Source organism: Anaeromyxobacter oryzae (genome assembly GCF_023169945.1).
Lineage (GTDB): Bacteria > Myxococcota > Myxococcia > Myxococcales > Anaeromyxobacteraceae > Anaeromyxobacter > Anaeromyxobacter oryzae.
In genome coordinates this window covers 3,788,639-3,800,333 of the sequence record NZ_AP025591.1, presented here as the reverse complement: position 1 = coordinate 3,800,333, position 11,695 = coordinate 3,788,639, and the positions used below count along the sequence as shown (strand labels likewise).

Sequence of the window (11,695 nt, the reverse complement as noted above, 5' to 3'; positions counted from 1 at the left end):
CGGCGTTCAGCTCGCGGTGTGGGATGGAGCGCGCCTTCGGGCGACGCCCTGGGCGCGCCGCCTACTTCGCGCCGAGCGACTCGAGGTACCGGTCGATCTCCGCGAGATCGATGCGCGTCCGCTCGGCCGGGCGGCCCGCCGGGCCGGGGCGCTCCGCGGGCGGCGGCGCCTTCTCGGCGGGCTCGATCCCGAGATCCCGCGCGACGCGGTCCACGAGGCGATCGTCGACCTCGCGGGCGCGGGCGACGAAGCCCTCGAACAGCGCGTTGTCGCAGAGCGTGTTGATGACGCGCGGCGTGCCGCGGGTGTGCTCGTGGACCCGGGCGATGGCGGCGGGCGTGAACGGGACGCGGGCCGCGCCCGCCAGGCGGAGGCGGTGGCGCACGTAGGCCTCGGTGGCCTCCGCGCTCAGCGGCTCGAGCCGGTACTTGAGCGCGACGCGCTGCGCGAGCGGCGGATCGAGGCGCAGGTTGTCCTCGATCTCCGGCAGGCCGAAGAAGACGAAGGAGAGGAGCTTCCGCTCGGGCACCTCGAGGTTCAGGAGCCCCCGGAACTCCTCCATGATCTCCCGGGTGGCGAGCATCTGGGCCTCGTCGATGAGGACGACGGCCTTCTTGCCCGACTCGTAGATCCGGACGAGCCGCTGGTACAGCTGCGCGAGGAGCGCGAGCTTCTCCTCGGCCGGGCTCTCGACGCCGAGCTGGAGCGCGATGCGCCGGAGCAGCCAGCTCGCCGTGATGCCGGAGTGGACGATGACGAGGAGCGCGGCCTCGTACTCGTCCTCGGGGAGGCTGTCGAGCATCCGGCGCGCCAGCGTGGTCTTGCCCGCGCCGATGTCGCCGACCAGCACCGCGAGGCCCTTCATGTTCGAGACCGCGTGCGTGAGGCGCATCAGCGCCTGCGCGTGCTGGGCGGACGAGTAGTAGAACCGCGACACCGGCGCGTTCGAGAAGGGCTCCTGCGACAGCTCGTAGAATTCGAGGTAGGTCACGCGCGTCCTGCGATCCTAGAGGTACCCGATGTTCTTCTTCGGTCCGACGACGGGGCGCGCCGCGGGCGTGGCGGCGGGCGCGGCGGTGGGGCGGGGCGCGGTCCCGTTCGCGCGCGCCGCGGGCCGCGGCTCCGCGTCGGCAGGCGGCCGCCCCGGGCCGCCCCCGAGCGCCGACACGCGGCTCGCGACGTCCCGGAAGCCCGGCTCGATCCGGTTCACCTTCTGCAGATAGTGGAGCGCCACCTCGCGTTCGCCGGCGGCCTCGTACGCGGAGCCGAGCTCGTAGTGGACGGCCTTCACCGCCTCCTTCGAGAGCCACTCGGAGCCGAGCGCGCGCCGGTAGGCCCGGATGGCCTCCTTCGCGGCCCCCTTCTGCATCTGGCAGAGGCCGATCATCGACAGGCAATCGACCTCCTTCTTGCGGTCGTTGCCCTTGAGCGCGACCTCGAACTCGTGCACCGCGTCGTCGAGGAGGCCCATCTCCTTGTAGGCGATGCCGAGGTCGTAGTGCGTCGCCGTGTCCTCGAGCTTCACCGTCTGCTCGACGCCCTTCTTGAACTGGTTGAAGACGTCCTCGACCGAGTACTGGAACTCGTCCTCGAGGGGCGGCGCCGCGGGTGCGCCCCCGAGCTCCTCCTCCAGCTCCCGCGCGATGTCGAAGCCTTCGTCGACCGCCGGCGCGGCCGCCGCGGGGCGCGGCCCTGGCCGAGGCGCTGCCGCGGGCGGGGGCGGGCGGGCCGCGGCGGCGCGCCGCTCCACGTCGGCGAGCTTCTCCTCGACCCCGCGGTGGCCCGGGTAGAACGTGAGGAGGTTCGTGAGCGCGTCGCGCGCTTCCTGGAGGAGCCCCTGCTCGAGGAAGAAGTCCGTCTCCTCGAGCTCGTCCGAGAGATCCGCCTCCTCGTCGTCCGCGGCGGCGACGGGCGCCGGGACGGCGGCGGGCGGCGGCGGCGCGAGCACCGACCCCCGGGGCGGCGCGGGCGCGCGAGGCGCGGGCGGCGGCGGCGCGGCGCGAACGGGCGCGGGCGGCGGCGCCGGCTCGTCCACCACCTCCTCCGCCTCCGCCGAGGCGAGCGCGGCGGCCTCGGCGAGCGCATCACCGGCCGCGGCGAGGTCCGGCTCCGCCTCCGCGGCGTACTCGGGCTCCTCCACCTCGAGCGCGACACCCTCGTCCGGCGGCGGCAGCGCGGGCTCGTCCTCGACGACCTCGTCGCCCTCCGCACCCGCCGCGGCGAGCGCCAGGGCGTCGTCGTCGATGGGCTCGGCGACCTCGGCGGCGGCGTCCGGCTCGAGGTCGACGTCCTGCAGCTCGACTCCGTCCTGGACGTCCGCCACCTCCGCGGCGTCGGCGGGCTCGAGCTCGACCTCCTCGGTTCCGCCCGCGGCCGCGCTCAGCTCGGCGAGGTCGGGGTGCCCCGGGTCGATGGACCTGAGGCGCACGACCGCGTCCCGCGCCAGATCGTGCTCGCCGCTCGCGAGGAGCGCACGCACCAGCGCCGCGCCCGCCTCTCCGGCGTCCGCGGGCCGGCGCGCAGCGACGTGGATGTCCCGCACCCGCTCGAGCGCGGCGGCGGACTGCGGGGCGATCGCGAGGACCTTCCGCAGGTGGTCGAGCGCCTTGTCGTGCAGCCCGTACTTCACGTAGACGTCGGTCTCCGTGAGCAGCTTCGAGATCGCTTCCGGCGCGGCAGACGCGGGGACGGGCGGCGCCGGGCGCGCGCCGGGCGGCGGCCCCGGGGGCGGCGCGCGCGGCGCTGCCGCCGCGGGCGCGGGCGCGGCCGCCGGCGGCGGCGTCGGCGCGGCGCGCGCGGTCCCGAGCACGGCCGCGGCGTCCTCGTCGTCGGGCGCGAGCTCGAGCACCTTCCGCCAGGTGCTCCTCGCGTCGGCGGCGCGGCCCAGCTCCTCGTGGACGTGCGCGAGCTCCTTGTAGACGGAGATCGTCTTCGTCGTCTGGCCGAGGTCCCGGAACGCCTGCGCCAGCAGCTGCAGCGTGTCGACGTCCTTCGGGTTCGCCTTGAAGCAGAGCTGGAGCTTCGCGAGCGCGCGCTTCGTGTCGCCCTTCGCGAGGTAGATGTTCGCGAGCTCGCGGGTGAGGCCGTGATCGTCCGGCTGCAGCACGGCGATCCGCTCCGCCACCTTGAGGAACTCGTCGGCGCGGCTGTGCTTCTTCAGATAGTCGGCCGCGCGGCGGAAGCACTCGAGGGCGGGGCCGGGCTGGTTCGAGCGCGCGTACAGCTCGCCGAGCTTGATCGACGAGGCGATGTTCTCCGGGTCGAGCTGCACCATCCGCTCGAGCACGTCCGTGAGCTTCGCGCCGTCGCCCGCCTTCTCGTGGGCGGTCGCCATGAACTGGAGCTGGCTCATGGCGTCGGAGAGGAGCCCGAGCTGCTGGTACAGGCCGGCGAGCCGCTCGTTGACCCGGAGGTCTTCCGGATCGAGCTTCACGATCTGCTTGTAGACGGCGACGGCCTTGAGGAAGAAGCCCTGCTCGGCGTAGGTCTCGGCGACGCGCTGGAACGCGTCCGCGGCGAGCTTGTCGTCCCGCTTCTTCTGGTACAGCTCGCCGATCTTGAGGAGGATCCGGACGTCCTTCGGGTCCTCGGCGGTGATCTTCTGGTAGGCCGCGATCGCCTTGTCGAGCGCCCCCTTCTGAACGAGCTTGGTCGCCTCGGCGATGATCTTGTTCTTGTCGACAGCCATCGGGCCGGGCGCGCTCGCGAAGGGGGGGTCCGCGCCTGCGGCGGCGCGCGCGGGCGGGCGCGCACCGGCGCCGACGCGGGCCCAGGGGCGTCCGCGAGCGTAACGAAAGGGGGCGGGTCGGTCAAGCTGCCAGCCCCGCGAACTGACGCGGGATTTCCGGTTTCGCGGGGTGGGTGTCCGGGCGCGCCGCGTGCCGCACCGGAGCGCGACACGACGGCGCAGGCCGCGGACGCTACCCCGCCGCGACCTTGGAGGCCGGGGCCTCCTCCGGCGCGGGCGGGTTCAGGATCTGCTCGACGATCCGGGTGTCGTACTGGCCCTGCGCGAACGCCGGGAACGCGAGGACGCGCTTGTGGAAGGGGATGTTCGTCTTGATCCCCTCGATCACGTACTCGTTCAGCGCCCGCATGGCGCGGCGCAGCGCGATCTCGCGGTTCGCGCCGGTGACGACGAGCTTGGCGACGAGCGAGTCGTAGTAGGGCTGCACCTTGTACTGCTCGTACGCCATCGTGTCGACGCGGACGCCGTAGCCGCCCGGCTGGTGGTAGCCGGTGATGCGCCCCGGCGACGGCGCGAACGTGACCGGATCCTCGGCGTTCACCCGGCACTCGATGGAGTGCGCGAGCGGCTTCACCGAGTCCTGCGTCCGCTCGAGCTTCTCGCCGGCCGCGAGGCGGATCTGCTCCCGCAGGAGGTCGAGGCCGTAGACCTGCTCCGTCACGGGGTGCTCGACCTGGATGCGGGTGTTCATCTCCATGAAGTAGTAGCGGCCGTGCTCGTCCATCAGGAACTCGATGGTCCCGACGTTGTTGTAGCCGACCTTCCTCATGGCCTGGAGCGCCACCTCGCCCATCTCGCGCCGGAGCTCGGGCGTGACGGCGGGGCTCGGCGACTCCTCGATGAGCTTCTGGTGCCGGCGCTGGACGGAGCACTCGCGCTCGCCGAGGTGGATGATGTTCCCGTGCTCGTCCGCCACCATCTGCAGCTCGATGTGGCGCGGCATCTCGACGTAGCGCTCGAGGTACATCGAGCCGTCGCCGAACGCGGCGAGCGCCTCGTTGGACGCGGTCTCGAAGAGCGCGCGGATCTGGCTCCGGTCGCGGCAGATCTTCATGCCGCGCCCGCCGCCGCCCGCGGCGGCCTTGAGGATCACCGGGTAGCCGACCTGCTCCGCGATCCGCTCCGCCTCCTCCGCGTCCTTCAGCTTGCCGCGGGCGCCGGGGAGGAGCGGCAGGCCCGCCTTCTCCATGGCCTCGCGGGCGGCCACCTTGTTGCCCATCAGCTGGATCATCTCCGGCCGCGGGCCGATCCAGTGCAGGTTCATCTGCTTCACCATCGTGGCGAACTCGGCGTTCTCGGAGAGGAAGCCGTAGCCCGGGTGAAGCGCGTCGGCGCCGGTGATGTCCGCGGCGGCGAGGAGCGCGCGCGGGTTCAGGTAGCTCTGCTTCGACTGCGGCGGCCCGATGCAGATGGCCTCGTCGGCGAAGCGGACGTGGAGCGACTCGGCGTCGGCGGTGGAGTGGACCGCCACCGTGGCGATGCCGAGCTCCTTGCACGCGCGGAGGACACGGAGGGCGATCTCGCCCCGGTTGGCGATGAGGACCTTCTTGAACATGGGCGGCCTTTCCGCGGTGGGCCTAGCCCGGGACGATGCGGAAGAGCGGCTCGCCGAACTCCACGGGCGTCGCGTTCTGGACGAGGATCTCGGCGACCGTGCCGTCCACCTCGGCCTCGATCTCGTTCATGAGCTTCATCGCCTCGACGATGCAGAGCGTCTGGCCCTTCTTCACCTTCACGCCGACGTCCACGAAGGGCGCCGAGTCCGGCGACGGGGCCCGGTAGAACGTCCCGACGAACGGCGAGTTCACGAGCACGCCGGGCTTGTCGGCGGCCTTCGCCTCGGCCTTCGGCGCACCGGCGGCGGGCGCCGACGCGGCGGACGGGACGGGCGCGAGCGCGGCGGGCACCGGCGCGGCGACGGGGGCGGCGTGGAAGAGCGGCGCGGGCGCGGCGACGACGGCGTTGCCGCGGCGGATGACGACCTTCTCGGCGCCCTTCTGCCACGCGATGTGCGTGACGTCGCTCTTCTCCACGAGGGAGACGAGCTTCTTCACGTCCTCGAAGGAGAAGCCGCCGCCAGCCGGGGCGGGCTCGGGGGTGCGCTCGGGTGCGCGCTCAGGCTGCTGCTGCTTCAGCGGACGGGTCGCCATCGGGGTTCTACTCCTGTCTGTCGGGAAGGCTGGATCGGACGGAGGGGGCTCGCGAGCTTATCCCGCGACGCGGGTGAGGTACTCGCCCGAGCGGGTGTCGATGCGGAGCGTGTCGCCCTCGTTGATGAAGAGCGGCACGTTGACCACGTAGCCCGTCTCGAGGGTGGCGGGCTTCGTCGCACCGGAGACGGTGTCCCCGCGGACGCCGGGGTCGCACGTGACGACCTTCAGGTCCATGGAGTTCGGGAGCGTCACGCCGATCGCCTTCCCGTTGAAGAACAGGATGTGCGTCGTCGTGTTCTCCTTGATGAAGTTCTTCGCGTCTCCCATCTGCTCGGCGGTGAGGAACGTCTGCTCGTAGTTCTTGTTGTCCATGAAGTTGTAGTGGTCGCCCTCGCGGTAGAGGTACTGCATCTCCTTCTCCTCGATGTCGGGCTTGCCCACCACGTCACCGGACTTGAACGTCTTGTCGATCGTGCGGCCGGTGATGAGGTTCTTGATGCGCGTCCGCACGAAGGCCGAGCCCTTGCCCGGCTTCACGTGCTGGAACTCGATGACCTCCCAGGGCTCCTTCTCGATCTCGATCTTGAGCCCGCGGCGGAACGCCGAGGTGTCCAGGGTGTCTGCCATGTCTCGCTGCTCCTTCGAATCCGTTCAGGATGGGTAAACACGGTTCCTCGCCGGGGCCGTGCCACCTCGGGCGACGAGGGGGCTGCCCGGGCGATCGCCCGCGCTAGAGCTCCGACCGTAGCTTGGGGGCGGTCACGCGCAGCAGGTACCGGGCCTTCCCGAAGTTGCCCTCGGGCGTGAGCGCCACCGCCATGAAGTACTCGGGGGTGACGAGCCGGGCCACGGTGACCAGCCGCTCCGTCGAGATCGACAGCTCCGCGACGCCGCCGGCCTCGTGCGCCTCCGCCGCCTCGCGGGCCGTGCGGAAGAGGCTCGAGTACTCGACGAGGAGGTTCTTCACGTCGATGCCGCCGCCGTCCGTGACGTGCGTGTCGACCTCGATGCCGTCCACGCCCATGAGCGTGCAGGCGACCGCGCCGTCACAGCTCCGGCAGACGTCCTGCAAATGCTCGCGAAAGCCCATGGTCGAGTGCCTCCGCAGCGTGAAAAGCGCCGTGTTTTCGGGCTCGGACGCGCGGAGTCGGGCCCGTTCTAGCCTGCCGCCGCGCCTCGGGTCAAGGTTTCGGGACGAACGCGCCGCGTCAACCGAGGGTCAGGGCGTGACGCACCCGTCGATGCGAGACGGCGCCTGCCCCGGAGCGTCGGGCGGGCAGGAGAGCGCCAGCTCGGCGGACGTGCAGACGACCGGGAGGCAGCCCTTGCAGACGTGGACCGGGATCTCGTACTCGGCGGTCTCGAAGGTCGTCTGGTCGGCGTACATGCCCTTGAGCCGCGTCCGCGCGACGAGGTCCACGTACTTCGGGCTGGTCGGCGTCGAGGTCGGGACCTGGGGCACGAGCGCGGCGCCGAGGTCGGCGGTGATGGGCTGGATCAACACGGTCGAGGTGCCTGCGGTGGGAACGGTCACCGCGATGCGGCCGGTCGTGCCCGGCGCCGAGAACGTCCCGACGGTGCCGGGCGCCGGGACGGCGACCACGTCGTACCGGGTGTCGAACTCCTGGACGTACGCCACCGCGGTGTCCACCGCTGGATTCACCGGCTTCGATCGCTGGTTGTTCACCTGGACGACGAGCCAGAGGTGATCCTGCTGGGCGACGTCGAGGATGACGTCGCTGAGGAGCCCGGCGTCGCAGGTCGCAGCGAACGTGCAGCCGTCGCTGGGTATCGAGCAGGTCTGGAAGATCTGCACCGAGCCCATGTTGTCGACACAGCCAGCGGCGCCGAGCGAGAGGGCCGCGAGGATGGGCGCGAGTCTCGTCTTCATTGAAGGCTCCTACTTGCCGGCGGCGACGGTCGCCGGGCGGTTCAGGATCCGCGGGGTGATGAAGATGAGGAGCTCGGTGTGGTCGTCCTGCTCGCTCGTCGTGCGGAAGAAGTAGCCGAGGATGGGGAGCTTGCCGAGGAACGGGACCTCGCTCACGTGGCTCGACGTCTGGCGGGTGTAGATGCCGCCGATGACCGTGGTCTCGCCGTCCTTCACGAGGACCTCGGTCTCCGCCTCGCGCTTCGAGATCGAGGGCTGCCCGTTGGCGCCGGTGAGCTGCGGGTTCGGCGCGTTGTTGGTCGCCTTGATCTTGAGGAGGATCGAGCCGTCCTGCGAGACGTGCGGCGTCACCTTGAGCTCGAGCTTCGCCTCGATGAACGTCGTGTTCACGCCCGACGCCGACACCTGCGAGAACGGGATCGAGATGCCCTGCCCGATCGTCGCCTCCTTGTTGTCGATGGTGGCGATCTTCGGCGCGGAGATCGTCTTCACGACGCCGGAGTTCTCGAGCGCCGAGAGGCGCAGGTTCAGGTTGAAAGCGCCGCCGGCGCTCCCGAACACGAGGCCGATGCCGCCGCCGGAGCCCTGGCCGATGGCGGCCGGGAGGTTGATCGCGTAGTTGGGCGTGCCGGAGGTGCCGCCGTTCGGCTCCTGTCCCGCGGCGCCGGTCGCGGCCGCGTTGTAGGGGAACGTGGCGCCGGTCGGGTTCCCGTTGGCCTGGAGGAAGGAGGCGTTGCCGCCCCACTGGACGCCGATCGCCTTGTTGAAGTTGCTCGAGGCCTCGATGATGCGGCTCTCGATGAGCACCTGGGGCGTCTCGGTGTCGAGGTTGCGCACGAGCTGCTCCGCGCGGATGAGGTTCTCCTCGACGTCCTTCACGATGAGCACGTTCGTGCGATCGTCGGTGGAGAGGGTGCCGCGCTCGGAGAGGATCTCCTTCACCCGGGCCGAGACGTCGGCGGCGCGGGCGAAGTTCACCGGGATGATGCGCACCTTGAGCGGGACGAGCGGGATGAGCTCCTTCGCGGCGTCGATCCGGGCCTTCTGCTCCTTCGCGATGTCCTCGAACCTCGCGATCCGGATGACGTTCCCCATCTCCTCCTTGCCGAGCCCCTTCGAGCGCAGCACGAGGTCGAGGGCCTGATCCCAGGGGACGTTCCGCAGCGACACCGTGACCTTGCCGCTCACGTCGTCGGCGACGACGATGTTCTTCTTCGAGACGTCCGCGATGAGCCGGAGGAGGTTGCGGATCTCGATGTCGTGGAAGTCGAGGGTGATGCGACGCCCGCTGTAGCCCTTCGCCTGGGGAGCGCCCGAGAGCGCGTAGCCGGGCGCCTCGGCCGCGAACCCGGCCGCCTGGGCCTCGCTCGCCTCGACCTTCGGCGCCACCTCGCCGTCGGAGAGCGTCCACGCGAGGCCGTCCTTCGTCTCGACGATCCGGTCGGTCGCCTTCCCGCGCAGGGTCGCGACGATGCGCACCTGGCCCGTGCCCGGCTGGTTGAACGACGAGACCATCATGACCGGGCCCTTGAAGGCGGTCGTGTCGAGGCTGCGCTCGAGGGCCTTCGGGAGCTCGGCGGCGTCGAGCGTGAGCACGACGGTGCGGGGATCGGGGCGCGCGATCACGAACGGCGCCTTGCCGGCGATCTCGATCCGGGCCTGGCCGGCGTCGCTCGTGAAGCGGACGTCGCCGATGCGGGCCCGGACGGCCCGGCCGCGCGGCGCGTCCTCGGGGGGGCGGGCGGCGGAGCGCTCCGCCCGGGCGGCGGGCTTCGGCTCGGGCGCGGCGGGCGAGGCCGCGGGGGCGGCCGCGACGACCGCCTCGGCGCGGGCCGCCGCCGGGGCGGCGGGCGCGGAGCGCGGGGCGGCCTTCGTGGCGCGGCCGCCGGAGACGACGGCGACGCCACCGGCGACGCGCTGGATCTCGTACGCGGGGAGTGCGCCGGCCGCGTCGAGGACGACGCGGACCTTCCCCGCGTCCTTCCCGAACCGGACCTGGCTGAACGCGCCGGAGAGCGGGATCGTGCCGCGGGGCGCGCGCGTCACGCCGTGGAGGTCGAGGGCGAGGCGGGCCGGGTCGCGGAGCTCGATGATCTCGATGCGGGCGACGTCGCCGTCCGTCGCGAGGAGCACGCGATCGTCGCCCGGACGGACGGCGGTCACCGCGTGCGCGGGGGTGCGCGCGGCCGCCTCGTCGACGCGACGCGCGACGACGTGGTCGTCGGTGCCCGGCGCGGGCGCCGGGGCAGCCTCGGCCGGGGCCGCGTTCGGCGCGACGGAAGCTTTGGCCTCCGCGACCGGCGCAGGCGGGGTGGGCGCGGCCGCAGGCGCTGCGGCGGCGGCGTCCGCGCCGAGCACGCGGACGACCACCGCGTCGCCGCGCGGCGTCACCTCGTACCGGCGTGGGCCATCGAGGGCGACGATCACGCGGCCAACGGCGCTCCGCTCGTCCTTGTACTGCGCGGTCGAGACGGAGACGACGCCGCCCTTCCCGACCGCGACCGGGGACGCGACCGCGGACACATCCGCGCCGGCGAGGTCGACGACGAGGCGCGGCGGGTCCTGCAGCTTGAAGACCGAGTACGACGGCGGCCGCGAGCCCTGGATCGCGAGCTCGAGGGCACCGTCCTTCTCGGCCGCGTCGATGGCGCGGATGGCGTTCGCATCGGCGGCGGCGGCCGCGGTGGCGAGCGCGCCCCAGAGGAGCAGACCGGCGGAGGAGGACATGAGGCGGGATTTCATGGGAGCTACTCCTCGATGTTGAGCGCCGCCTGCTTCGGGAGGCGGAGCACGGTCTGCGTGGAGTCACGGGTACCGTCGGCGCGGATCACCCACTCGGCGACGACGACGCCGTCGCTTCGAACCGCGGAGACGATCCCGCCGTTCTTCCCGATGCAGGCGCCGCGACGCAGGCTGTAGCCGACGCCGTTCGGCGCCTCGACCATCGCGACGGGATCCTCGAGCCCGGTCACCACGGCGACGAGCTTCAGCTGCTCGATCTCGAACCGCCCGAGCGGGGTGGCGCAGCGCGTCTCGCGCTCGCGCTTCTCGCCGCTGAGCTCCGACAGGAACGAGCGGAAGGGGTCGCGCTTGCCGGCGGAGGAGTACACCCACTCGGCCTCGACGGGCTTCTTCGGAGCATCGCTTGCGGCGGCCGCCGCGGCGGGCGCGGCGACCGGGGCGGCCGCGGCCGGGCGCGGCACGGGCTTCGTGCCGCACGCCGCGAGGGCGGTGGCGAGCGCGATCAGGACGAGAGCTCGACGGGGGGCCATGGTGTCCTCGCGCTACTTCTTCTTCGCCGCTCCCGCGGCCTTCGGATCGAGGAACATGAACGTCGTCGCCGTGAACCTGCCGTTCACGACGACGCGGCCGTTCACGTCCTTCGGGGTCTGGAGCTCGATCCCGCTCACGTTCACGATGCGGCGGAGCCGCCCGAGCGAGTCGAAGAAGGTGGCGATCTCGTGGAAGTTGCCGTCGACCTCCATCTGAATCGGGAGCCTCGCGTAGAAGTCCTGCGGCTCCTGCGCCCTCGGCTCGATGCTCAGGATCTCGAGCCCGGCCTTCTGCGCCCGATCCTGGAACAGCTCGAGGATGTCCTCGATCTTCTTCTGCTCCGGGAGCTCCGCGAGGGCCTCGTTCAGCTTCTGCTCGAGCACCTCGCGCTCGCGGCGGAAGCGGTTCAGGTCGTTCGCGATGCCGGTCTTGTAGGTGAGGTCCGCCGAGAGCCGCTTCTGCTCGGCGTCGGTCCTCGCGATCTTCTTCTCGACGTCCGAGATGGAGGGGCCGAGGGTGAGCGACACGGTGAAGTAGTTGAGCGCAGTGAGGAGCACGACGGCGCCGGCGACCACGGCCACCTTCACGCCGAGCGCGGCCTTCGCGATCTGGTCGAGGAGCTTCTCCATG

Annotated in this window: 10 protein-coding genes; all 10 read right to left on the bottom strand. The window is 71.7% G+C overall.

What is annotated here, in order from left to right:
- Positions 1 to 61: 61 nt before the first annotated feature.
- Positions 62 to 991, bottom strand: a complete 930-nt coding sequence (locus AMOR_RS16600) for an ExeA family protein (protein WP_248352670.1) — start codon at positions 989 to 991, stop codon at positions 62 to 64.
- Between the two features lie 15 nt (positions 992 to 1,006).
- Positions 1,007 to 3,688, bottom strand: a complete 2,682-nt coding sequence (locus AMOR_RS16595; protein WP_248352669.1) for a tetratricopeptide repeat protein — start codon at positions 3,686 to 3,688, stop codon at positions 1,007 to 1,009.
- A gap of 232 nt (positions 3,689 to 3,920) precedes the next feature.
- Positions 3,921 to 5,303 (bottom strand): acetyl-CoA carboxylase biotin carboxylase subunit, encoded by a 1,383-nt coding sequence (gene accC, locus AMOR_RS16590; protein WP_248352668.1) that lies wholly within the window; start codon positions 5,301 to 5,303, stop codon positions 3,921 to 3,923.
- A gap of 22 nt (positions 5,304 to 5,325) precedes the next feature.
- The gene (accB, locus tag AMOR_RS16585) at positions 5,326 to 5,898 is read right to left on the bottom strand and encodes an acetyl-CoA carboxylase biotin carboxyl carrier protein (RefSeq protein ID WP_248352667.1); all 573 of its coding nucleotides are present in this window, start codon (positions 5,896 to 5,898) and stop codon (positions 5,326 to 5,328) included.
- Between the two features lie 57 nt (positions 5,899 to 5,955).
- Positions 5,956 to 6,528 carry an elongation factor P gene (efp, locus tag AMOR_RS16580; protein ID WP_248352666.1) on the bottom strand — a complete coding sequence of 191 codons (573 nt, stop codon included), beginning with the start codon at positions 6,526 to 6,528 and terminating at the stop codon, positions 5,956 to 5,958.
- A 103-nt stretch (positions 6,529 to 6,631) separates the two neighbouring features.
- On the bottom strand, positions 6,632 to 6,991 hold the full coding sequence (locus AMOR_RS16575) for a roadblock/LC7 domain-containing protein (RefSeq protein ID WP_248352665.1): 360 nt from the start codon (positions 6,989 to 6,991) through the stop codon (positions 6,632 to 6,634).
- Positions 6,992 to 7,120: 129 nt separating this feature from the next.
- On the bottom strand, positions 7,121 to 7,792 hold the full coding sequence (locus AMOR_RS16570; RefSeq protein ID WP_248352664.1) for a hypothetical protein: 672 nt from the start codon (positions 7,790 to 7,792) through the stop codon (positions 7,121 to 7,123).
- Between the two features lie 9 nt (positions 7,793 to 7,801).
- On the bottom strand, positions 7,802 to 10,534 hold the full coding sequence (pilQ, locus tag AMOR_RS16565) for a type IV pilus secretin family protein (RefSeq protein WP_248352663.1): 2,733 nt from the start codon (positions 10,532 to 10,534) through the stop codon (positions 7,802 to 7,804).
- 5 nt (positions 10,535 to 10,539) lie between these two features.
- Entirely contained in the window at positions 10,540 to 11,064 is a 525-nt protein-coding gene (locus AMOR_RS16560) for a pilus assembly protein PilP (protein ID WP_248352662.1), read from the bottom strand.
- A 12-nt stretch (positions 11,065 to 11,076) separates the two neighbouring features.
- Positions 11,077 to 11,694, bottom strand: a complete 618-nt coding sequence (gene pilO / locus AMOR_RS16555; protein WP_248352661.1) for a type IV pilus inner membrane component PilO — start codon at positions 11,692 to 11,694, stop codon at positions 11,077 to 11,079.
- Position 11,695: the final 1 nt, after the last annotated feature.

Bases quoted from the DNA above. Each gene is read 5' to 3' on its own strand.
- AMOR_RS16595 (WP_248352669.1), bottom strand. From the start codon at position 3,688: ATGGCTGTCGACAAGAACAAGATCATCGCCGAGGCGACCAAGCTCGTT.
- accC (WP_248352668.1), bottom strand. From the start codon at position 5,303: ATGTTCAAGAAGGTCCTCATCGCCAACCGGGGCGAGATCGCCCTCCGT.
- accB (WP_248352667.1), bottom strand. From the start codon at position 5,898: ATGGCGACCCGTCCGCTGAAGCAGCAGCAGCCTGAGCGCGCACCCGAG.
- efp (WP_248352666.1), bottom strand. From the start codon at position 6,528: ATGGCAGACACCCTGGACACCTCGGCGTTCCGCCGCGGGCTCAAGATC.
- AMOR_RS16575 (WP_248352665.1), bottom strand. From the start codon at position 6,991: ATGGGCTTTCGCGAGCATTTGCAGGACGTCTGCCGGAGCTGTGACGGC.
- AMOR_RS16570 (WP_248352664.1), bottom strand. From the start codon at position 7,792: ATGAAGACGAGACTCGCGCCCATCCTCGCGGCCCTCTCGCTCGGCGCC.
- pilQ (WP_248352663.1), bottom strand. From the start codon at position 10,534: ATGAAATCCCGCCTCATGTCCTCCTCCGCCGGTCTGCTCCTCTGGGGC.
- AMOR_RS16560 (WP_248352662.1), bottom strand. From the start codon at position 11,064: ATGGCCCCCCGTCGAGCTCTCGTCCTGATCGCGCTCGCCACCGCCCTC.
- pilO (WP_248352661.1), bottom strand. From the start codon at position 11,694: ATGGAGAAGCTCCTCGACCAGATCGCGAAGGCCGCGCTCGGCGTGAAG.